The organism is Streptomyces sp. NPDC002602 (genome assembly GCF_042889445.1).
Taxonomy (GTDB): Bacteria; Actinomycetota; Actinomycetes; order Streptomycetales; family Streptomycetaceae; genus Streptomyces.
The window spans coordinates 1-21,794 of record NZ_JBIAQX010000029.1 but is presented as its reverse complement, the minus strand read 5'-3'; the positions used below and the strand labels follow the sequence as shown (position 1 = coordinate 21,794).

Below are 21,794 nucleotides of genomic sequence, written 5' to 3'. Positions count from 1 at the left end.
ACGGGCGGTACCGCCCCCCAGCGGTACCGCCCGTCGTGTTTCCCGCTCCCCCGCCGAGGAGCGGCCCCGTGGCCCGGCGGTCGACGCACACCCCCACGGCGCGCCGTCCCGCCGGGCCGGCTCAGCAGTTCCGTACGCCGGCCGGCGGCTGGAAGACCCCGTCGAGGGCGCGGTCCGCGGTGAGCACGACCAGCGTCCAGTCGATCGAGGAATCGGCGCTCGGGAGCCGCAGTCCGTCCGGCAGGTCGTCCTCGGTGATCTCGTCACCGACGTACAGGACGGACAGCGTTCCCCCGCATCCCTCCGGCGGCGGGGGGACGCTCCCCGGGGCGAACCCGTCGCGGGGCCCGACCTTGACGATGACCGTGTTGATCGGCTTGTAGGAGTAGGAGTAGCCCGGCCTGCCGGTGGCGCGGGTCATGTCGACGCGGAAGTGGCCGATCTTCACCTCCACCGCCTCGCAGGGGCGTTTGCCGTCCTTCAGGCTCAGGTAGACCCCGGTGTCCGTCATGAACAGGGCGCTGTAGTCCGGGCGGTCCTTGCTCCTGAGGGCCTTGAGGTAGGCGGCCTTCTCGTCCGGGCCCATGCCGGAGGTGACCGTGCACGTCGGGGTCGGCGTGGGTGTGGGGGTGGGCGTCGGGGAGGGTGTGGGCGTCGGTGCGGCGGTGGAGGAGGTCGCCGCGCTCGGCACGAGCGGATCGGAGGGCAGGGACCGGGGCGACCCGTGCCCTCCGCAGCCCGCGAGCGCGAGCGCGGGTAAGGTCAGGGACGCAACCACGAGTACGCGTAATCGACGCATGCGGCCTCCTCGTCAGACACAGCCGGAGTCGATTTCGAGCGTGACAGCCCGCCGTCCGTCCCACATCCGTGGAACCACCTACGTAAGCCGCGCGCACGGGAGACAATCCGGGTGTACCGGTCCTGGCCGGCGCCGACTCGGGGGGCTGATGATGCGCAGGACTCCACTGGTCGGGAGGGCCGCCGAACTCCGGCACCTGGTCGAGGTGCTCGACGGCGGCGCCCCCGCCGTCGTCGACCTCACGGGCGCTGCGGGCATCGGCAAGAGCCGCCTGCTGACGGAGCTGTGCGCGCGGGCCGCCGACCGGGGCATGACCGTACTGCGCGGCCGGGCGGCCGAGTTCGAGCGGCACATCCCGTTCGGGGTGTTCACCGACGCCTTCACCGACCTCGACGCGGGGCCGCCGGACGGGCCGGACGCCGCGGCCGCCGCTCCCGTCCTGTACGGGGTGGACGCGGGCGGGATCGGCGCGGACGCCGAACGGTTCGCCGTGCACCGGGCGACGGGACGCCTGCTCACCCGCCTGGGCCGCGGCGGACCGGGCCTGCTCATCGCCCTCGACGACCTCCACTGGGCGGACCCGGCCTCGCTGGAGCTGCTCGACCACCTCGTACGGCATCCCCCGCGCACCCCGGTGATCATCGCCGTGGCCCGGCGGGACCGGCAGACCTCGCCCTCGCTCACCGCCGCGCTCACCCGGGGCGTGGACACCGCCGCCGTCCTGCGCCTGGACCTCGGACCGCTCCCCGAGGAGGCCTGCGTCGCCCGGCTCGCGCCCGACCTCGCACCCGGACTGGCGCCCGCCCGGGCCGCCCGGCTGTACGCCGCCAGCGAGGGCAACCCGCTGTACTTCCTGACGCTGCTCCAGGGGCAGGCCGGCGCGGCCGTCCCCGACGGCGGGCTCGCCGCGCTGCTCCTCGACGAACTGACCCCGCTCACCACCGCGCAGCGGCGTACCGCCGAGGCCGTCGCCGTGCTCGGGGACCAGGCCACGGCGCCGTTGCTGGCGTTGACGGCGGCCGTGCCCGACATGGCCCGGCTCGACGCCGACCTGGCCGCGCTGGCCCGCCGCGACCTGCTGCGGCCCGGGCCGGGCGACAGTTGGTCGCTGCGCCATCCCGTGCTGCGGACGGTGATCCACGAGAACACCGAACACCGGCGTCGTACCGGTATGCACCGGCGGGCGGCCGAGGCGCTGGCCGGGGCCGGTGCCTCGGCCGCCGTCCGGGCCCACCACGTGGAACGGGCGCTCGCCGCCCGCTGGGACCCCGACCTCGCGGCCGTGCTGCTCGACGCGGCCGAGCAGTCCGCGACCACGGCCCCCGCGAGCTGCGCGCACTGGCTGGAGGTGGTGCTGCGGGTCCTCCCGGACACGCCCGGGAACGCCGTGCGCCGCCGGGAGCTGCGGCTGCGGCGGGCCCGGGCGTTGAGCGTCTGCGGCGCGTTACGGGAGAGCCGGGACCTGCTGCACGAGGTGATCGCCGAGGTGCCCGAGGGCGACGACGGCGGGGTGCGCGCGGCGGCCGTCACCCTGTGCGCCTCGATGGAACGCCACCTCGGGCACTACCCGGCCGCCGTGTCGCTGCTGCGGCGCGAGCTGTCCCGTACCCCCGCGCCCGGACCGGCCGACGCGGTGGCCCTCGGCCTGGAGCTCGGCTCGTCCGCCCCGCACGCCTCGGCCTACCCGACCGTACGGGCCGACGTACAGCGCACCTTCGAGCTGGCCCGGACCCTCGGCAACGAGCCGGCGGCGGCCACGGCGCTGGCCATCGCGGCGCTCGGCGAGGCGTACGAGGGGAACCTGGCGTCCGCCCGGGAGTTCACCGACCGCGCCGGGGCCCGGGTGGACGCGCTCACCGACCGGGACCTCGCCGACCTGTGCGAACCGTTGGCCCGGCTGGGCTGGGCCGAGTTCTACCTGGAGCGGTACACCGACGCGGAACGGCACGCCGACCGGGGGCTGGCCATCGCCCGGCGCAGCGGCCCCCTGCACCTGCTGCCGCACCTGCTGCTCTGCAAGGCCATCGTCCACATGACCACCTGCCGGCTGGGGTCGGCGCTGGAACTGACCGACGAGGCCGAGAGCATCGCCCGCGGGATCGGGAGCGACGAACTGCTCGCGCTCGTCCTGTCGAACAAGGCGCAGGTGTTGATCGCCGCTCTGCCGCCCGGCGACCGGACCTCGCTGACCGTCGCCGAGGAGGCCGTCGCCGCGACCGGCCCCCGGACCAGTTGGTGGGCCTCCCTCGCGTGGTGCGTCCTGAGTTACGCCGCGCTGCACGGGGGCGATCCCCGGCGGGCCCGGTCCGCGATGCTGCGGGCCGGCGGCGGACCGGACCTGGCCGCGCTCCAGCCGTCCATGCGGCCCCTGTTCCTGGAGGCCCTGGTCACCGCCGCCGTCGCCGACGGCGACCTGCCCGCCGCCGAGGCGTGGGCCGCCCGGGCCCGCCGGGACGCGGACCTGCTCGACCTGCCCGCCCAGCGGGCGGCGGCGCTGCGCGGCGAGGGGCAGGTCCTGGTGGGCCGGGGCGACGCGGCCGGGGCGGCGCGGCGGTTCGTACAGGCGGCCGAGGAGGCGGGGCGTTCGGGCGCCACCCTGTGGGAGGCGCTGTCGCTGCTGTTCGGGGCCTCCCTGACGGCCGACGCGGCGGCGGCCGCGCCGCTGTGGGAGCAGGGCCACCGGCTGGCCGCGGCGGGCGGCGCCGGGCTGTTGACGGGCCTCGCGGACCTCGTCCGCCCCCCGACCCCCGAACCGCCGACCGCATCCGCGACGGCCCCCGACCCGGCGTCGGCGTCACCCGCGGCGGGCTCTGCGCGGGCCCCGGTGTCAACCGCCGCGAGCCCTGCCCGGGCCGCGGTTCCCCCCGCGTCCGGGCCCACCGGCGGCCCCGGTTTCCCCGCCCTCACCCGGCGCGAGCAGCAGATCGCCGCCCTGGTCGCGGAGGGCCTCACCACCCCGGTGATCGCCGCGCGCCTGCGGCTGAGCCCCCGCACGGTCGACACCCACCTGTCGCACATCTTCCACAAGACGGGCGTCACCAGCCGCTCGGCCCTGGCCGCCCTGACGGCCCGCTCGACGCCCCGCTGACGCACTCCTCGCCCGCCTGCCCGGAACCCGACCCGAAGCCGACCCGAACCGTCTTGCCGACAACTTCGCCACGAACCTCGAACGCGTCGGCCACAGCATTGACCAACCACAGGCCCCTGCCACCCCGATCGTCTCCACCGGCACGTCGCACGACCGGCCACCCCGGTCCGCTGTCACGTACCTCGATCCACAGAACGCCGCCCTCCCGCACGAGCCGCACCGAGAACTCCCGCCCCGGCGGAACACCGTGCAGCACCGCGTTCGCGGCGAGTTCGGACGTGCAGAGTCGGACGTCGTCGAGTCGATCGGAAATGCCCCACACGGCGAGCGTGTCGTCCGCGAACCGCCGGGCTGCGCGCACCGACGTGCGAGCCCGAGGGAATTGCTGCTGCCTGGACAGGGACATGGCACCCCACCGCCTTGACGCTGTGCTGTCACGACGGCACTGAACGTATCGCTATTCGCGAAAAGCAGCAAGGTTTGCGAGAGTAGGAACCAGCAAGACCGTCGCTTAACGTGGGTGGTGACAGGGCGAGTCGAACGCACGGGAGGCAGCGTGAGCGGGAGCGGATGGACCAGCACGTCGATGCCGTACCTGACCCCGCGTGCCGTCGGGGACACGGACGCCTGGACCGAAGAGGGCGCGAAGGCAGGCCGGCGGGGCGGGCAGCGCATCCTGTACGCCGGGGAGGTCCCCGCCCCGAAGGATGTCGCCCGGATGCTCGGCCTGACCGGCGAACCGATGGTGGTCGTACGCCGCCGGATCATCGAACTCGACGGCGAGCCGACCGAGTTGACGGACACCTATTACCCCGCCGACATCGCGGCCGGCACCCCGCTGGCAGCCGGCGCGAAGATCCGCGGCGGCGCTGTGACCCTCCTCGCCGCCCTCGGGCACGTAGGCGTGCGCGTGGTGGAGGACGTGACCGCGCGCCCGGCCGGCGCGGAAGAGCGAGCGATCCTCCGCCTCGCCCCGGCTGAGCCGCTCCTGTGCCTGGCCCGCACCACGTACAACGCGGCGGACCGCCCGATCCAGGCGGACGTGATGCTCATGCCGGGAGGCCGCCAGCAGTTGCGGTACGAGATGGGGATCGACAGCGCGTGACCGACACCGACGGGCTCGACCACCGACCATTGCATGTCCGGATCGCAGCCGATCTGCGCGACGAGATCATGAGCGGCGCCATCGCCCCGGGTGGGAAACTGCCTTCGACCGCCCGACTGAAGGACCGGTTCGACGCCTCCAACGCCACGATCCAGAAGGCGGTCCAGCTCCTGAAGGACGAGGGGCTGGCCGTCGGCCGGGCGGGTGCGGCCGTGACCGTGAGGGAGAACCGGCAACGCACCGTCCGTCCTGCGCTCTCCCTCGCCAAGGCCGATGACGGGGCGGCATACCCGTGGCTCGCCACGGTCGCCGAGCGCCCCTCGGTGGCGCGCAGCACCCTGCTGGGGGTGGAGGAAACGCCCGTCACCGGCGACATCGCCGAAGCCCTCGCCCTCCCCGAGGGCGCTCTTGCGGTATGCCGCCGCCAGTTGATCAGCGTGGACGGCGAGCCCGCCGAACTGGTGACGTCCCATTACCCTACGGACATCGCTCGCGGCACCGCCCTCGCCGACCAGCGCCGTGTCCGTGGCGGCACCCCGACGCTGCTCGCGGCCCTCGGATTCCCGCCGTGCCGCAGCGTGGACCGGGTGTCCGCCCGGGTCGCGACGCAGGAGCAGTACGCGGCCCTTCGGCTGCCCGGCGATCTGCCGGTGCTCCGTACCCTGCGGACGGTGTACGGCGCGGGCGACCGGCCCGTCGAAGTCACCGTCATGGTGAAGGCCGGACACCTGTACGAGCTCCAGTACGAGTTCACCGCCGACTGACATCCCTCCCCGGACCCACCGCCCCCCGGGAACGCCACAGCGCCCGCCATCCCTGGTCGGGGACATGGCGGGCGCGGTGTCGGGTTTCCGTACGTCGTTGTACGGGCCGTATGAGGGGTCTCCCCCGGAAGGCCCGGGGGAGGGTGCACCGTCGGTACTACACGGTGATGGAACGGTCCGTCGGCTTGACCGGGTACGGCAGGGCGCTGGCGCCCGTCAGGAAGCGGTCCACGCCGCGGGCGGCCGAGCGGCCCTCCGCGATGGCCCAGACGATGAGCGACTGGCCGCGGCCGGCGTCGCCGGCGACGAAGACGCCGCCCACGTTGGTCGCGTACGAGGCGTCGCGCTCGATGTTGCCGCGCGCGTCGAGGTCCAGGCCGAACTGCTGGACCAGACCGTTCTCCTGGTCGGTGCCGGTGAAGCCCATGGCGAGGGTGACCAGTTGCGCCGGGAGGACGCGTTCGGTGCCCGCCTTCTGGACGAGCTTGCCGTCCTCGAAGGCGACCTCGACGAGGTGCAGGGACTGGACGTTGCCGTCCTCGTCGCCCTCGAAGTGGGTGGTGGAGACGGAGTAGACCCGCTCGCCGCCCTCCTCGTGGGCCGAGGTGACCTTGTACAGCATCGGGAAGGTCGGCCAGGGCTGGTTGGGGTTCCGCTCCTCGCCCGGCTTGGGCATGATCTCCAACTGCGTGACCGAGGCCGCGCCCTGGCGGTGGGCGGTGCCCACGCAGTCCGCGCCGGTGTCGCCGCCGCCGATGACGACGACGTGCTTGCCCTCGGCGGTGATCGGAGGGGCGACGAAGTCGCCCTCCTGCACCTTGTTGGAGAGCGGCAGGTACTCCATGGCGAAGTGGATGCCCTTGAGCTCTCGCCCGGGGACCGGCAGGTCGCGGGAGACGGTGGCGCCGGCCGCGATGACGACCGCGTCGAACCGCTTGCGCAGGTCGGTGGCCGTGATGTCGCGGCCGACCTCGATGCCCGTGCGGAACTTGGTGCCTTCCGCGCGCATCTGCTCGATGCGGCGGTTGATGTGCACCTTCTCCATCTTGAACTCGGGGATGCCGTAGCGCAGCAGGCCGCCGACGCGGTCGGCGCGCTCGTACACGACCACGGTGTGGCCGGCCCGGGTCAGTTGCTGGGCCGCGGCGAGACCCGCCGGGCCGGAGCCGATGACGGCGGCCGTCTTGCCGGACAGCCGCTCGGGCGGCTGGGGGGTGACGTTGCCGTTGTCCCAGGCCTTGTCGATGATCGAGACTTCGACGTTCTTGATCGTGACGGCGGGCTGGTTGATGCCGAGGACGCACGCCGACTCGCACGGGGCCGGGCACAGTCGGCCGGTGAACTCCGGGAAGTTGTTCGTGGCGTGCAGGCGCTCGGACGCCGCGCCCCAGTCCTCGCGGTACGCGAAGTCGTTCCACTCCGGGATCAGGTTCCCGAGGGGACAGCCGTTGTGGCAGAACGGGATGCCGCAGTCCATGCAGCGGCCGGCCTGCTTGCTGATGATCGGGAGCAGCGAGCCCGGAACGTAGACCTCGTTCCAGTCCTCCAGCCGCTCGGCCACGGGACGGGAACAGGCGGTCTCGCGCGGGGTGGTGAGGAAGCCCTTCGGGTCAGCCATTGATCGCCGCCTCCATCATCTTCTCGGTGGTCTCGGACTCCGAGAGTCCGGCCAGCTCGGCGGCGTCCTTGGCGGCGAGCACTGCCTTGTACGTGGTCGGGATGATCTTGCTGAAGCGGTCCACCGCGACGGACCAGTCGGCGAGGAGCTTCGCGGCCACGGTCGAGCCGGTCTCCTCCTCGTGGCGACGCACCACGTCGTGCAGCCACTGCTTGTCGGTGTCGGAGAGGGTGGTCTCGACGGCGCCGGCGTTGCCGACGTTGACGTTGTTCGGGTCGAGGTCGATGACGTACGCGGTGCCGCCCGACATGCCGGCCGCGAAGTTGCGGCCCGTCTCGCCCAGGACGACGGCCTGGCCGCCCGTCATGTACTCGCAGCCGTGGTCGCCCACGCCCTCCGAGACGACGAGGGCGCCGGAGTTGCGGACGCAGAAGCGTTCGCCGGTTCGGCCGCGCAGGAACATCTCGCCGCCGGTGGCCCCGTAGCCGATGGTGTTGCCGGCGATGGTGGAGTACTCGGCGAGGTGGTCGGCGCCGCGGTCCGGGCGGACCACGACTCGGCCGCCGGAGAGGCCCTTGCCGACGTAGTCGTTGGCGTCGCCCTCCAGGCGCAGCGTCACGCCGCGCGGCAGGAAGGCGCCGAAGGACTGGCCGGCCGAACCGGTGAAGGTCAGGTCGATGGTGTTGTCGGGCAGGCCCGCTCCACCGAACCTCTTGGTGACCTCGTGGCCGAGCATGGTGCCGACGGTCCGGTTGATGTTGCGGATCGCGACCTGGGCGCGGACCGGCTGGGCCGCTTCGGCCGTGGCGGCGTTCAGGGCGTCGCCGGCGAGCTTGATCAGCTCGTTGTCGAGCGCCTTCTCCAGGCCGTGGTCCTGCTCGATCAGGGCGTGGCGGACCGCGCCCTCGGGCAGCTCGGGCACGTGGAAGAGGGGCTCGAGGTCGAGGCCCTGGGCCTTCCAGTGCGTGACGGCCTTGCTGGTGTCGAGGAGTTCGGCGTGACCGACGGCCTCCTCGATGGTGCGGAAGCCCAGCTCGGCGAGGATCTCGCGCACCTCCTCCGCGATGAACTCGAAGAAGTTGACGACGAACTCGGGCTTGCCGGAGAAGCGGTCGCGCAGGACCGGGTTCTGGGTGGCGATGCCGACGGGGCAGGTGTCCAGGTGGCAGACGCGCATCATGACGCAGCCGGAGACGACGAGCGGCGCGGTCGCGAAACCGAACTCCTCGGCGCCGAGCAGCGCGGCGATGACGACGTCGCGGCCGGTCTTGAGCTGGCCGTCCGTCTGGACCACGATGCGGTCGCGCAGCCCGTTGAGCAGCAGGGTCTGCTGGGTCTCGGCGAGGCCGAGCTCCCAGGGGCCGCCCGCGTGCTTGAGCGAGGTGAGCGGCGAGGCGCCCGTTCCGCCGTCGTGGCCGGAGATGAGGACGACGTCCGCGTGGGCCTTGGAGACGCCCGCGGCGACCGTTCCGACGCCGACCTCGGAGACCAGCTTCACGTGGATGCGGGCCGCCGGGTTGGCGTTCTTGAGGTCGTGGATCAGCTGGGCCAGGTCCTCGATGGAGTAGATGTCGTGGTGCGGGGGCGGGGAGATCAGGCCGACGCCCGGGGTGGAGTGCCGGGTCTTGGCGACCCACGGGTAGACCTTGTGGCCGGGCAGTTGGCCGCCCTCGCCGGGCTTGGCGCCCTGCGCCATCTTGATCTGGATGTCGTCCGCGTTGACCAGGTACTCGCTGGTGACGCCGAAGCGGCCGGAGGCGACCTGTTTGATGGACGAGCGGCGCGCCGGGTCGTACAGGCGGTCCGGGTCCTCGCCGCCCTCACCGGTGTTGGACTTGCCGCCCAACTGGTTCATGGCGATGGCGAGGGTCTCGTGCGCCTCCTTGGAGATGGAGCCGTACGACATGGCGCCGGTGGAGAAGCGCTTGACGATGTCGGCGACGGACTCGACCTCCTCGACGGGGATCGAGGGCCGGTCGCCCGCCTCGCCGGTCTTGAACCCGAAGAGTCCGCGGAGCGTCATCAGCCGCTCGGACTGCTCGTTCACCCGGTCGGTGTACTGCTTGAAGATGTCGTACCGGCGGTTGCGCGTGGCGTGCTGGAGGCGGAAGACCGTGTCCGGGTCGAACAGGTGCGGCTCGCCCTCGCGGCGCCACTGGTACTCGCCGCCGATCTCCAGTGCGCGGTGCGTGGCGGCGATGCCGGAGACCGGGTACGCCTTGGCGTGGCGGGCGGCCACCTCCTTGGCGACGACGTCGAGTCCGGCGCCGCCGATCTTGGTGGCGGTGCCGCCGAAGTAGGTGTCGACGAACTCCTGGTCGAGGCCGACGGCCTCGAAGACCTGGGCGCCGCGGTACGAGGCGACCGTGGAGATGCCCATCTTGGACATGACCTTCAGGACGCCCTTGCCGAGCGCGTAGATCAGGTTCTTGATGGCCTGCTCCGGCTCCAGGCCGGACAGGAAGGTACCGGCGCGCAGCAGGTCCTCGACGGACTCCATGGCGAGGTACGGGTTGACGGCGGCGGCGCCGTAGCCGATGAGCAGCGCGACGTGGTGGACCTCGCGGACGTCGCCGGCCTCGACCAGCAGACCCACCTGGGTGCGCTGCTTGGTGGCGATGAGGTGGTGGTGCACGGCGGCGGTGAGCAGCAGCGACGGGATCGGCGCGTGCTCGGCGTCCGAGTGACGGTCCGAGAGGACGATCAGGTGGGCGCCGTTCTCGATGGCCGCGTCGACCTCGCCGCGGATCTCCTCCAGGCGGGCGGCGAGTGCCTCGCCGCCGCCGGAGACCCGGTAGAGGCCGGAGAGCGTGGCGGCCTTCATGCCCGGCATGTCGCCGTCGGCGTTGACGTGTATCAGCTTGGCCAGCTCGTCGTTGTCGATCACCGGGAAGGGCAGGGTGACGCTGCGACAGGACGCGGCGGTCGGCTCCAGCAGGTTGCCCTGCGGGCCCACCGAGGACAGCAGCGAGGTGACGAGCTCCTCGCGGATGGCGTCCAGCGGCGGGTTGGTGACCTGCGCGAAGAGCTGAGTGAAGTAGTCGAAGAGCAGCCGGGGGCGCTCGGACAGGGCCGCGATCGGGGAGTCCGTGCCCATGGAGCCGAGCGGCTCGCCGGCGGTGCGGGCCATCGGCGCGAGGATGATGCGCAGCTCTTCCTCGGTGTAGCCGAAGGTCTGCTGGCGGCGGGTGACCGAGGCGTGGGTGTGGACGATGTGCTCGCGCTCGGGAAGGTCTTCGAGCTCGATCTCGCCCGTTTCCAGCCATTCGGCGTAGGGGGCGGCGCCGGCCAGTTCGGCCTTGATCTCGTCGTCCTCGATGATCCGCTTCTGGGCGGTGTCGACGAGGAACATCTTGCCGGGCTGCAGGCGGCCCTTGCGGACGACCTTGGCCGGGTCGATGTCGAGCACGCCGACCTCGGAGCCGAGGACGACGAGGCCGTCGTCGGTGACCCAGTAGCGGCCGGGGCGCAGACCGTTGCGGTCGAGGACCGCGCCGACCTGGGTGCCGTCGGTGAAGGTGACGCAGGCCGGGCCGTCCCAGGGCTCCATCATCGTGGAGTGGTACTGGTAGAAGGCGCGGCGGTCCGGGTCCATGGACGCGTGGTTCTCCCACGCCTCCGGGATCATCATCAGCACGCTGTGCGGGAGCGACCGGCCGCCGAGGTGGAGCAGCTCCAGGACCTCGTCGAAGGAGGCCGAGTCGGAGGCGTCGGGGGTGCAGATCGGGAAGATCCGGTCGAGGTTGCCCTCGCCGAAGACGTCCGAGGCGAGCTGGGACTCGCGGGCCTTCATCCAGTTCCGGTTGCCCTTGACCGTGTTGATCTCGCCGTTGTGCGCGACGAAGCGGTACGGGTGGGCGAGCGGCCAGGACGGGAAGGTGTTCGTCGAGAACCGGGAGTGGACCAGGGCGAGCGTCGACGCGAAGCGACGGTCGGACAGGTCGGGGAAGAAGGGCTCCAGCTGGCCGGTGGTCAGCATGCCCTTGTAGACGATGGTGCGGGCGGACAGCGACGGGAAGTACACGCCGGCCTCGCGCTCGGCGCGCTTGCGCAGCACGAACGCCTTGCGGTCCAGCTCGATGCCGCTCGCCCCTCCCCCAGAGCCTTCGGCCTGGGCGGTACCCCCGGTGACGAAGAGCTGCGAGAAGGCGGGCATGGTGGCGCGGGCGCCGTTGCCGAGCAGGTCCGGGGTGACCGGGACCTCGCGCCAGCCGAGGACCGTGAGGTTCTCCTCGACGGCGATGGCCTCGATGCGTTCCACGGCGACGGCCTGTGCGGTGCCGTCGGCGGGGAGGAAGGCGATGCCGACGGCGTACGCGCCGGCCTCGGGGAGCTCGAAACCGGCCACCTCGCGCAGGAAGGCGTCCGGCACCTGGGACAGGATTCCGGCGCCGTCGCCCGAGTCGGGCTCGGAGCCGGTGGCGCCGCGGTGTTCGAGGTTCCGCAATACGGTCAGCGCCTGTTCGACCAGCGTGTGGCCGGCCTCGCCGCTGAGGTTGGCCACAAAGCCGACGCCGCAGGCGTCGTGCTCGTTGCGCGGGTCGTACATGCCCTGCTGGGCGGGGCGACCGTCCATGGGCGACCAGGCGGTGGTGCTGAGGCCGGTCGCGGAGTGCGTGGATGCGGAACGCATCGGCTCTCCCGTCGTCGTCGTGGCATATGTGCATGGCCGAGGGACGACGTTGGCCCTCTGCAAAATTTCGTGCAGGTTACATGATGACGGCAATCCCGAGAAGCGGATATCGCATTCCAACATGCGGACATGCCCGAAGGGGGAGAAGGGGCCTGCCGGGAGGTCCCTTGGATCTCATGAACATCTGTGGACGCGTCACGGGCCGCGGCTGTCCCGGCACGGAGCGGGCACCATTGCCCGACGCCCTGTCCTGATGCCCCGCGGACACGGAATCGAAACCGCCGGGTAACGGACTACTTATGTTGTGTACCGCATAGTGTCTCACTCCCGCGCCGGTTAGCCTATGGCGCCGCCGATCCAGGTTCCCAGGATGTACGTCACACCGGCGGCCGCGCCACCCAGGACGAGCTGCCGCAGTCCGCTGTACCACCAGGAGCGGGCGGTGACCCGGGCGACGACCGCGCCACAGGCGAAGAGTCCGACCATTGCCAGCAGGACGGCGGGCCACAGCGCGGTCGCGCCGAGCAGGTAGGGGAGTACGGGGAGCAGCGCGCCCAGCGCGAACGACCCGAAGGACGACACGGCCGCGACCAGCGGCGACGGAAGGTCGTCGGGGTCGATGCCCAGCTCCTCGCGGGCGTGTATCTCCAGCGCCTGCTCCGGGTCGCGGGACAACTGCATCGCCACCTCGCGGGCCAGGGCGGGGGCGACGCCGCGCGACACGTAGAGCTCGGCCAACTCCTCCATCTCGTCGATCGGGTGCTTGCGCAGTTGCTGACGCTCCACGTCGAGCTCCGCCAGGACCAGTTCGCGCTGCGAGGCGACCGAGGTGTATTCGCCGGCGGCCATCGAGAAGGCGCCGGCGGCCAGACCGGCGAGGCCGGTGATGACGATCGTCTGCGGCGCGACCGCGCCGCCCGCCACTCCGGTCATCAGGGCGATGTTGGAGACCAGTCCGTCCATCGCCCCGAACACGGCCGGCCGCAGCCATCCGCCGTTGACGTCACGGTGGGTGTGGTTGTCGCGGTGGGCGGTGTGCAGCGGCGCTTCGGTGTCGATGATGGACATGCGGCGTATCTCCCCTTTTCCTGCGAGTGGGCGCGCGAAGGCGACGCGCAGAAACCCACTCCCCCTGAACACCTCGAACCTACGCACGATTTTCGCTCTCCGCCGGCAAGGAAGGCCGTACTTACCTGCGGTTTCGTGGGTCGGCGACCGGGTGACGAGAGCGTTCGGGTGGTGTTTCGCGGCAAGCGACAAACCACATGCCATGGCACAAATCCCCCAAGGGCTCATCATGAGTCCCATCAAGTGGAGAGGCGCGCCATGGAGCTGATTGCATGCAATCCGCAGGTCCTCCTCGAACGAGCCCGGGGCGCTCTTCTGGGGCTCGCGGTGGGTGACGCGCTGGGAGCCCCGGCGGAGAACATGAAGCCTTCGCAGATCCGGGCGAAGTGGGGTCGGATCGAGGGCTTCGTGTCCGAGGACCCCGCGGGCACGGACGACACCGAGTACGCGATCTTCTCGGGCCTGCTGCTGGCCCGGCACGGTTCCGCGCTGACCGTGGCCCACGTCGAGCGGGCCTGGCACCACTGGATCGCCGACCTGGACGAGGGCCCGTTCCGGGGGGCCGGCTTCTCCGAACGCGGCACGCTGGAGAACCTCCGCCGGGGGCTCGCGGCCCCCATCTCGGCGCAGCACCGCCACGCCTGGTCCGACGGACTGGCCATGCGGGCCGCCCCGTTCGGCGTCTTCGCCGCGGGCCGGCCCGCGGAGGCCGCCCGACTGGTCGCCATCGACGGCTCCGTCAGCCACGACGGGGAGGGCATCTACGGGGGCCAGGCCGTCGCCGCGGGCGTCGCGGCGGCCATGGCCGGCGGCTCGCCCGCCTCCGTGGTCTCGGCGGCCCTGTCCGTCATCCCGTCCGACTCCTGGACGGCCCGCTCCCTGCGCCGGGCCGTCACCGCCGCCCCGCGCGGCGAACGGGCGGTGCGCTCGGCGGTGGTCATCGGCGGCTACCCGTGGACGGACCTGGCCCCCGAGGCCGTGGGGCTGGCGTTCGGCGCCTTCGCCGCCTGTCGCGGGGACTTCCCCGGTTCCGTCCTGACGGCCGTGAACATGGGCCGGGACGCCGACACCACGGCCGCCGTGGCGGGCGCCCTGGCCGGCGCCATGTCCGGCATCCCCTCCATCCCCGCCGACTGGGCGGCGGCGATCGGCCCGGTCCGGGGCAGTTGCCTCCCCTCGATGCGGGGCTACCACGTCCTGGACATCGCGGACCTCCTCACCCCGGAAGCCGAGACCCCCCGATGAGCCCTTCCCCCTACACCCCGGACTCGGCCGAGCCCACCGGGACGCGCGGCTCCGGTCCCACGTCCCCGCCCACCTCCCCCACGGAAGCGGGCCGCCCCCACCCTCCCGCCGGCCCGCCCGCACCGGATCGGCCCGCCGAGGCCACACCCCCGCTGGCCCCCGCCCCCGCCGCCGACCCCGTTCCCGTCCCCGCCGCGGCCCTCGTCCCCGTTTCCGTCCCCGTCTCCGACCCCGTCGCGGCCCCCGCTCCCGCCCTCGTCCCCGTTCCCGTCGCGGCCCCCGCCGCCGACCCCGTCGCGGGCCTCGCTCCCGTCCCCATCTCCGACCCCGTCGCGGCCCCCGCTCCCGCCCTCGTTCCCGTCCCCGTCGCGGCCCTCGCTCCCGTCCCCGTCCCCGTCTCCGCCCCCGTCCCCGTCCCCGTCCCCGTCCCGGGCGCCGCGACCCCGCCCGCGGGGCTCGGGGGTCCGCCCCCGCCGGGCACGGTCGCGGGCCGGGGCCCTCGGGGCGGGCACCCCGGGCACCCCCCGGCCGAGGCGCCGCCCGCCGGGCCGCGCACCACCGCCCTCGCCGCCCCGCCCCCCGCGGAGGCGACCGGCACCGCCTCCACCCCGGCGGGGCCGAGCGGGCCGCGCCGTATCGAGGGGCTGCTCCTCGGTCTCGCCGCGGGCGACGCGGCCGGCTGGCCCGCCGCCCGACACCGGGCCAGCCGGATGCCCGAGTGGACCCGCCGCCTCACCCGCGAACTCGACACCTTCGCCGAGCAGAACGCCACCACCACGCTCCCCGTCCCGATCGCCCTCAACCAGCCCCCGGAGCCGCTGCGCCTGGGCCCGTCCGACGACGCCGAGTGGGCCGCCTTCGCCGCCGAGTCCGTGCTGACGGCTGCCGGGGTGCTGCTCAGCGACCTCAGCCGGTCCCGCCGGATGCGTGCGGCCATCGACCTGGCGTGGAACGCCCTGGCCTCCGAGGTCGCGGCGGCGGCCGAGCGCGCCCCCGAGGTCGAGTCGGCCGTACTGCCCCTGCGCGCCCGGATCTCCGTCCGCGCCGGCCTCGGCAACCTCGCCGCCGGCCTGCGCCCGCCCGCCACCGGCCACGACAACCCGCACTACTTCGACGACGCCGCCTGCGTCCGCGCCTGCGTCCTGGCCGTCGTCCACCCCGGGGACCCCCGCGCGGCGGCCGACCTCGCGGAGTTCGACGCCCGGTACACCCAGGACGGCGACGGGGTGCACGGCGCCCGCGCCATGGCCGCCGCCATCGCCACCGCACTCGCCGGCGCGGACACCGACGCCGCCGTGGACGCCGCTCTCGAACAACTGCCCGCCTCCACCGAGATCGGCCGCAACGCCCGCCACGCCCTCAAGCTCGCCCGCACCGATCCGGACGGCGGCGCCTTCGCCATCGTCCCGCTGCTGGAACACCAGATCGTCGACCACGTGTACAGCTACGGAATCGCCGCCGCCGAAACCGTCCCGGTCGCCCTCGCCCTGGCCACCGCGGCCCGCGGCAAGGTCTCCGAGGCCGTCCCGGCGGCCGCCTGCCTCTCCCGTGTCGCCGACTCCGCCCCCGCCCTGGCCGGCGCCCTCGCCGGCGCCCTCGGGGGCGGCGACTGTCTCCCGCCCGCCTGGCGGGAGGCCTGCCGCACCCTGTCCGGCTGCGCGCTGCCCCGCCTCGCCGGCACCGATCTCGTCGAACTCGCCGCGCTGCTCACCCGTACGGAGCTCACCTCCCCCAAAAACTCCAACCCCCAAGGGATGATTCGGACATGACGCACGCTCCCCTCTCCCTCGACGACCGCGTGGCCGGCTCCCTGATCGGCGCCGCCGTCGGCGACGCCCTGGGAGGCCCGGTGGAGGGCTGGTCCCCGGACCGGATCGTCGAACGGCACGGCGGCCGGGTGCACGGCATCGTCGGCCCCTGGTACGAGGACTGGCGCACCGCCCGCCCCATCGCGCCGTACCACAAGGGCGACGGGCACGTCACCGACGACACCCTCATGACGCACGCGCTGGTCCGGGTCTACGAGAGCGTGCGGGACCACCTGGACGCGTACGCGGTCGCCGACCACCTCGTCCCGGACCTCATGACGAACCCCCGCTGGATCCCGGAACTCGAAGCCGAGGCCCTGCCCCTCCAGCGGATCTTCCTGGCCGAGAAGTGGATCGTGACCCGGATCCACTACGCCCACACGGACCCCCGCGAGGCCGGCGTCGGCAACATCGTCAACTGTGGCGCCGCGATGTACATGGCCCCGGTCGGGCTGGTCAACGCGGGCCATCCGGCCGCCGCGTACGCGGAGGCGCTGGACGTCGCGGGCGCGCACCAGTCCTCGTACGGCAGGGAGGCGGCGGGCGTGTTCGCGGCCGCGGTGGCGGCGGCGTGCGTACCGGGCGCGAGCGCGGCCTCGGTCGTCGAGACGGCCCTGTCGCTGGCGAAGGACGGCACCCGGGAGGCCATCGCGGCGGTGTGCGAGGTGGCCGCGCGCCACCGGGACTTCGAGTCGGCGCTGGCCCCCCTGCGGGCGGCGGTGGCCCCGTACGACTCGGTGGGCCCGGACTACCGCACACCCTCGCTCGGCGCCCGACGGCCCTCGCGGCTGCACTCGATCGAGGAACTCCCCGTCGCGCTGGGCATGCTGCTGGTGGCCGACGGGGCGTACGAGGAGTCCGTGCTCGGGGCGGTCAACTACGGCCGGGACTGCGACTCCATCGCCACCATGGCGGGGGCGATGGCCGGCGCCCTGGGCGGCGAGGCCGTGGTCCCCGCCGGCTGGGCGAAGCAGGTGGCGGAGGCCAGCCGGCTGGACCTGCACGCGCCGGCGGCCGCGCTGACGACGGTGGCCCGGGAGGTCTTCGACCGCGACCGGGAACGGCGCCGCGCCCACGAGGCGGCCTTCGCCGAGATCGCGACGCCGCGGTGACCGGGCCCGCGGCGTGCGCGGTGCGCCTGACCTGGGTCCAGCCGGAGGACCTGGTCGGGCACGAGTTCCGTCAGGCGGCGGAGGACGGGCGCGAGGCGCGGCCGCTGCTGCGCGCCTGGCTCGACGCGGGGGGCCGTGTGGCCCCGGCCCGCGCCGGCGCCTCGGCCGCCCCCGCGCCGCCGGAGCTGCGCGCCCTCGCCGGTCGTCTCCTGGCCGAACTCGCCGCGCTGCCCTCGCCGCTGGCCGCCGACGAGCCGCAGACCTGGGCCGCCATCCGCTCCACCTGGCCCCCGGCTCCCCCGCCGACCCGCCCCGCCGACCGGCCCCGGCCCGAACCCCGGCCCGCCACCCTCGCCGAGCGCCCCGCGCCGCCGCCGGCCCTCACCCACGTCGCCCGGCTGGAGGCCGCCTGGCTCGGGCGGGCCGTCGGGTGCCTGCTCGGCAAGCCCGTCGAGAAACTCCCCCTGGACGGGATCCGGGCCCTGGCCCGCGCCACCGGCAACTGGCCGCTGTCCGACTGGTTCACCGCCCGCGGCGTCCCGCCGGAGCTGCTGGCCGCGCATCCCTGGAACCGCAGGTCCGCACCGACCTCCCTCGCCGAGAACATCGACGGCATGCCCGAGGACGACGACCTCAACTACCCCCTGCTGAACCTGCTGCTGCTCCGGCGCCACGGCAAGTCCTTCACCACCGCCGACGTGGCACGGCTCTGGCTCGACGAACTCCCCGCAGGCCGGACCTTCACCGCCGAGCGCGTCGCCTACCGCAACCTCCTCCAGGGCCTGGAGCCCCCCGCCTCGGCCACCCATCACAACCCGTTCCGCGAGTGGATCGGCGCCCTCATCCGGGCCGACGTCCACGGCTGGACCAACCCCGGCGACCCGGTGGCCGCCGCCGCCCAGGCACACCGGGACGCCGCCCTCACCCACACCGGCAACGGGATCTACGCGGCGCTCTTCACCGCCGCCGCCATCGCCGAGGCGGCCGGCGGCCGGTGCGACGTGCACGGCGCGCTGCGGGCCGGACTGGCCGTCGTACCGCCCCGCTCTCGCCTGGCCGACGCCGTCCGCCTCGGCATCGACACGGCGGGCCGGCACCGTGAATTCGACCGGGTCGTGGACGTCCTCCACGCCCGCTACGACCACCACCACTGGGTCCACTCCCTGCCGAACACGGCACTGATCGCGGCGGCGCTCACCCACGCCGACGGCGACTTCACCCGGTCCGTCTGCAACGCCGTGTCCGGCGGCTGGGACACCGACTCCAATGGCGCCACCGCCGGTTCCCTCGCCGGGCTCCTCGCCGGATCGCCCGATCGGCTCCCGCGGCGTTGGACCGCGCCGCTGGGAAACCGTCTCGCCACCAGCGTGCCCGGTTTCGACGGCGTCGGCTTCGACACCCTCGCCCACCTCACCGCTCAGGAGGCAGCCCGCTCATGACGGCCATCGCCGTGCTCGGCAGTACGAACATGGATCTCGTCGCCTACGTCTCCAAGGCGCCCCGCCTCGGGGAGACCGTCACCGGCCGCGCGTTCCACACGGTCCCCGGCGGAAAGGGCGCCAACCAGGCCGTGGCCGCCGCCCGCCTCGGCGGCGAGGTGGTGATGATCGGCGCGGTCGGCGCGGACGAGTTCGGCGTACGGTTGCGCTCCGCGCTCGCCGCGGCCGGCGTGGAGACGGCCGCCCTGCGCACGGTGGAGGGGGCCAGCGGCACCGCCCACATCACCGTCGACGACGAGGGCGCGAACAGCATCGTCGTCATCCCCGGCGCCAACGCGCGCGTCACCGGGCTGGAGGCGGGCGACGACTCCCGGATCGGCTCCGCCGACTCCCTGCTCCTGCAACTCGAACTCCCCCTGGAGGCCGTGATCGCCGGGGCCCGCGCCGCCCGCGCCCACGGCGTCCGTACGATCCTCACCCCGGCGCCCGCCCGACCCCTGCCCGCCGAACTCCTCGACGTCACCGACCTCCTGGTGCCCAACGAGCACGAGGCGGCGACCCTCACGGGGCTCACCGACCCGTACCGGGCGGCCGAGGCGCTCCTGCGCAGCGTGCCGCAGGTGGTGATCACCCTCGGTGGGGCCGGGGTGCTGTTCGCCGCGCGGGGGCGCGAGCCGCTGGCCCTGCCGGCCCTGCGGGTCCGGGCCGTGGACACCACCGCCGCCGGCGACACCTTCGTCGGGGCGCTCGCCGTGGCCGTCGGGGAGGGCCGTCCGATGCCCGAGGCGCTGCGCTGGGCCTCGGCGGCGGCGGCGCTGTCCGTGCAACGGCCCGGCGCCCAGGACTCGATGCCGACCCGGTCCGAGACCGATGCCTTCGCCGCGACCGCCCCCGACACCGCCCCCGAGCCCGGGGACGGGAGCGCCGCGGCGGCCGGCCGAGCCACCGGGAGCGCCTCGTGACCCGGACACCCCACTCCGCGCCTTTGCCCCCGCCCGCCGCCGGCCCCGGCCCGGTCCCCGGCGCCGCCGGTCCCCTCGCCGGGCTGCGCGTCCTGGACCTGGCCACCCTCTTCGCCGGCCCGCTGGCGGCCACCCTCCTCGGGGACTTCGGCGCGGAGGTCGTCAAGGTCGAGCACCCGGTCCGCCCCGACCCCTCGCGCGGACACGGTCCCGCCAAGGAAGGGGTCGGCCTCTGGTGGAAGCTGCTGGGTCGCAACAAGCGGACGATGACCCTCGACCTGTCCACTCCCGGCGGGCGGAACACCCTGCTGCGCCTCGCCGCCGGCGCCGACGTGATCATCGAGAACTTCCGCCCCGGGACCCTGGAGAAGTGGGGCCTGGGCTGGCCGGAGCTGTCCGCCGCCAACCCGCGGCTGGTGCTGGCCCGCGTGACGGCCTTCGGCCAGCACGGCCCGTACGCCCACCGCCCCGGCTTCGGCACCCTCGCCGAGGCCATGAGCGGTTTCGCCGCGATCACCGGGGAACCGGACGGCCCGCCGACCCTGCCTCCGTTCGGGCTCGCCGACTCCGTCGCCGCGCTGACCACCGCGTACGCCGTGATGACCGCGTTGGCCGGCCGGGACCGCACCGGGCAGGGGCAGGTGGTGGACCTGGCCATCATCGAGCCGATCCTGACGGTGCTGGGCCCGCACCCGCTCTGGTACGACCAGCTCGGTTTCGTCCAGCCGCGCACGGGCAACCGCTCCACGAACAACGCGCCCCGCAACACCTACCGCAGCGCGGACGGGCGCTGGCTGGCCGTGTCCACCTCGGCGCAGTCCATCGCGGAGCGCGTGATGCGGCTGGTCGGTCGACCGGAGTTGATCGCGGAGCCCTGGTTCGCGACGGGCTCCGGCCGGGCCGCCCACGCGCGGGTGCTCGACGAGGCGGTCGGCGGTTGGATCGCCCGGTACAAGGCGGAGGAGGTGATCGCCGCGTTCGAGGACGCCCAGGCGGCGGTCGCGCTGGTCTACGACGTACGGGACGTCATGGCCGATCCGCAGTACGCCGCGCTCGACACGATCACCGAGGTGGAGGACCCGGAACTCGGGCCGCTCCGCATGCAGAACGTGCTCTTCCGGCTGTCCGGCACCCCGGGTGCCATCCGCTGGGCGGGCCGCCCCCACGGCGCGGACACCGAGGCCGTCCTCACCGAACTCGGCCTGACCCAGGCCGAGATCACCGCACTCGCGAAGGACGGAGTCCTGTGATCCTCACCTGGCTGTACGCTCCCGGCGACCGCCCCGAGGTGGTCTGGAAGGCCCTGCACTCGGGGGCCGACTCCGTCATCGTCGACCTGGAGGACGGGGTCTCGGCCTCCCGCAAGGAGTACGCGCGGGCCGCGACGGCCGAACTGCTCGCCGACCGGCCGCCGGTGCCCGTGCAGGTCCGGGTGAACGCCCTGGACTCGCCGTGGGCAGGCGCCGACCTCAGCGCCCTGACCGGGCTCCGGGGGCTGTCGGCGCTGCGGCTCCCGAAGATCGCCGCCCCCGAGCAGATCACCGCCGTCGCGAACCGCACCGGCGGCGTGGCCCTGTACGCGCTGCTGGAATCGGCCCTGGGCGTGGAGCGGGCGTACGAGATCGCGCGCGCGCACCCGGCCCTGCACGGCCTGTCCCTCGGCGAGGCGGACCTGCGGGCCGACCTGAACGTCAGCGCCGAGGCGGGCCTGGACTGGCCGCGCTCACGGGTGGTGGTCGCGGCGCGGGCCGCGGGACTGGTGGCGCCCGCGCAGTCGGTGTTCCCCGACATCCGGGACCTGGAGGCGCTGGCCGTCTCCTGCGCGCGCGGCCGGGCCCTCGGGTTCCTCGGCCGGGCCGCGATCCACCCGCGCCAGCTCCCGGTGATCGAACGGGCCTACGTGCCCGGCCCGGAAGAGGTCAGCGCCGCAGAGGAGATCGTCACCGCCGCCCGGGCCACCCCGGGCGCGCTGGCCCTCCCCGACGGCCGGTTCGTGGACCCGGCCGTGGTCGCGGCGGCCCACCGCACCCTGACCCTCTCCCGGCGCGGCGACCGGGTCTAGGCCGTCTCTTTCGGATCTTGCCGGTCAGGCCCGCGTCGTCCGGTGCCGTGCATCGCAAGGCGGAGAGGCTCCCGAGTACCGGACGTCCTCG

The 21,794-nt window shown here is 73.9% G+C and carries 15 protein-coding genes; 10 read left to right on the top strand and 5 right to left on the bottom strand.

Going from position 1 to position 21,794, the window contains the following annotated elements:
- Positions 1 to 121: 121 nt before the first annotated feature.
- A complete protein-coding gene (locus ACFYW3_RS37575; protein ID WP_389388824.1) occupies positions 122 to 799 on the bottom strand; it encodes a hypothetical protein in 678 nt (225 codons plus the stop codon).
- 148 nt (positions 800 to 947) lie between these two features.
- Here ACFYW3_RS37575 and ACFYW3_RS37570 point away from each other — a divergent pair, with 148 nt between their 5' ends.
- The gene (locus tag ACFYW3_RS37570; protein WP_389388823.1) at positions 948 to 3,887 is read left to right on the top strand and encodes an AAA family ATPase; all 2,940 of its coding nucleotides are present in this window, start codon (positions 948 to 950) and stop codon (positions 3,885 to 3,887) included.
- Here ACFYW3_RS37570 and ACFYW3_RS37565 read toward each other — a convergent pair.
- The gene (locus tag ACFYW3_RS37565) at positions 3,835 to 4,293 is read right to left on the bottom strand and encodes an ATP-binding protein (RefSeq protein WP_389388822.1); all 459 of its coding nucleotides are present in this window, start codon (positions 4,291 to 4,293) and stop codon (positions 3,835 to 3,837) included. The two genes, ACFYW3_RS37570 and ACFYW3_RS37565, sit on opposite strands and share 53 nt — an antisense overlap.
- Before the next feature lie 150 nt (positions 4,294 to 4,443).
- Here ACFYW3_RS37565 and ACFYW3_RS37560 point away from each other — a divergent pair, with 150 nt between their 5' ends.
- Together ACFYW3_RS37560 and ACFYW3_RS37555 are read left to right on the top strand one after the other, a co-directional pair.
- Positions 4,444 to 4,992 carry a GntR family transcriptional regulator gene (locus ACFYW3_RS37560; RefSeq protein WP_389388821.1) on the top strand — a complete coding sequence of 183 codons (549 nt, stop codon included), beginning with the start codon at positions 4,444 to 4,446 and terminating at the stop codon, positions 4,990 to 4,992.
- Positions 4,989 to 5,756, top strand: coding sequence for a GntR family transcriptional regulator (locus ACFYW3_RS37555; protein WP_351762478.1), 768 nt, complete (start codon positions 4,989 to 4,991; stop codon positions 5,754 to 5,756). The genes ACFYW3_RS37560 and ACFYW3_RS37555 overlap by 4 nt, the downstream gene beginning before the upstream one ends.
- Positions 5,757 to 5,913: 157 nt before the next feature.
- Here ACFYW3_RS37555 and ACFYW3_RS37550 read toward each other — a convergent pair whose 3' ends face one another.
- The 3 genes from ACFYW3_RS37550 to ACFYW3_RS37540 form a co-directional block, all read right to left on the bottom strand.
- Positions 5,914 to 7,374, bottom strand: coding sequence for a glutamate synthase subunit beta (locus ACFYW3_RS37550; protein WP_351762480.1), 1,461 nt, complete (start codon positions 7,372 to 7,374; stop codon positions 5,914 to 5,916).
- Positions 7,367 to 11,950 carry a glutamate synthase large subunit gene (gene gltB, locus ACFYW3_RS37545; protein ID WP_389388844.1) on the bottom strand — a complete coding sequence of 1,528 codons (4,584 nt, stop codon included), beginning with the start codon at positions 11,948 to 11,950 and terminating at the stop codon, positions 7,367 to 7,369. The genes ACFYW3_RS37550 and gltB overlap by 8 nt, the downstream gene beginning before the upstream one ends.
- A gap of 393 nt (positions 11,951 to 12,343) precedes the next feature.
- A complete protein-coding gene (locus tag ACFYW3_RS37540) occupies positions 12,344 to 13,075 on the bottom strand; it encodes a VIT1/CCC1 transporter family protein (RefSeq protein ID WP_351763740.1) in 732 nt (243 codons plus the stop codon).
- Between the two features lie 258 nt (positions 13,076 to 13,333).
- Here ACFYW3_RS37540 and ACFYW3_RS37535 point away from each other — a divergent pair, with 258 nt between their 5' ends.
- From ACFYW3_RS37535 to ACFYW3_RS37505, 7 genes are all read left to right on the top strand, one after another.
- Positions 13,334 to 14,320, top strand: a complete 987-nt coding sequence (locus ACFYW3_RS37535) for an ADP-ribosylglycohydrolase family protein (protein WP_053680037.1) — start codon at positions 13,334 to 13,336, stop codon at positions 14,318 to 14,320.
- A 317-nt stretch (positions 14,321 to 14,637) separates the two neighbouring features.
- Positions 14,638 to 16,089, top strand: coding sequence for an ADP-ribosylglycohydrolase family protein (locus ACFYW3_RS37530; protein WP_389388843.1), 1,452 nt, complete (start codon positions 14,638 to 14,640; stop codon positions 16,087 to 16,089).
- Positions 16,086 to 17,240, top strand: a complete 1,155-nt coding sequence (locus tag ACFYW3_RS37525; protein ID WP_351763646.1) for an ADP-ribosylglycohydrolase family protein — start codon at positions 16,086 to 16,088, stop codon at positions 17,238 to 17,240. The genes ACFYW3_RS37530 and ACFYW3_RS37525 overlap by 4 nt, the downstream gene beginning before the upstream one ends.
- Entirely contained in the window at positions 17,237 to 18,679 is a 1,443-nt protein-coding gene (locus tag ACFYW3_RS37520) for an ADP-ribosylglycohydrolase family protein (RefSeq protein WP_389388820.1), read from the top strand. Before ACFYW3_RS37525 ends, ACFYW3_RS37520 begins: the two co-directional genes overlap by 4 nt.
- Positions 18,676 to 19,641, top strand: a complete 966-nt coding sequence (rbsK, locus tag ACFYW3_RS37515; protein ID WP_389388819.1) for a ribokinase — start codon at positions 18,676 to 18,678, stop codon at positions 19,639 to 19,641. Before ACFYW3_RS37520 ends, rbsK begins: the two co-directional genes overlap by 4 nt.
- Positions 19,638 to 20,891 (top strand): CaiB/BaiF CoA transferase family protein, encoded by a 1,254-nt coding sequence (locus ACFYW3_RS37510; RefSeq protein WP_389388818.1) that lies wholly within the window; start codon positions 19,638 to 19,640, stop codon positions 20,889 to 20,891. The genes rbsK and ACFYW3_RS37510 overlap by 4 nt, the downstream gene beginning before the upstream one ends.
- Positions 20,888 to 21,703, top strand: coding sequence for a CoA ester lyase (locus tag ACFYW3_RS37505; protein WP_053682195.1), 816 nt, complete (start codon positions 20,888 to 20,890; stop codon positions 21,701 to 21,703). Before ACFYW3_RS37510 ends, ACFYW3_RS37505 begins: the two co-directional genes overlap by 4 nt.
- Positions 21,704 to 21,794 lie beyond the last annotated feature (91 nt).

Coding starts and splice junctions, on each gene's coding strand:
- gltB (WP_389388844.1), bottom strand. CDS start 11,950: ATGGACGGTCGCCCCGCCCAGCAGGGCATGTACGACCCGCGCAACGAG.
- ACFYW3_RS37535 (WP_053680037.1), top strand. CDS start 13,334: ATGGAGCTGATTGCATGCAATCCGCAGGTCCTCCTCGAACGAGCCCGG.
- ACFYW3_RS37540 (WP_351763740.1), bottom strand. CDS start 13,075: ATGTCCATCATCGACACCGAAGCGCCGCTGCACACCGCCCACCGCGAC.
- rbsK (WP_389388819.1), top strand. CDS start 18,676: ATGACGGCCATCGCCGTGCTCGGCAGTACGAACATGGATCTCGTCGCC.
- ACFYW3_RS37525 (WP_351763646.1), top strand. CDS start 16,086: ATGACGCACGCTCCCCTCTCCCTCGACGACCGCGTGGCCGGCTCCCTG.
- ACFYW3_RS37570 (WP_389388823.1), top strand. CDS start 948: ATGATGCGCAGGACTCCACTGGTCGGGAGGGCCGCCGAACTCCGGCAC.
- ACFYW3_RS37575 (WP_389388824.1), bottom strand. CDS start 799: ATGCGTCGATTACGCGTACTCGTGGTTGCGTCCCTGACCTTACCCGCG.
- ACFYW3_RS37565 (WP_389388822.1), bottom strand. CDS start 4,293: ATGTCCCTGTCCAGGCAGCAGCAATTCCCTCGGGCTCGCACGTCGGTG.
- ACFYW3_RS37550 (WP_351762480.1), bottom strand. CDS start 7,374: ATGGCTGACCCGAAGGGCTTCCTCACCACCCCGCGCGAGACCGCCTGT.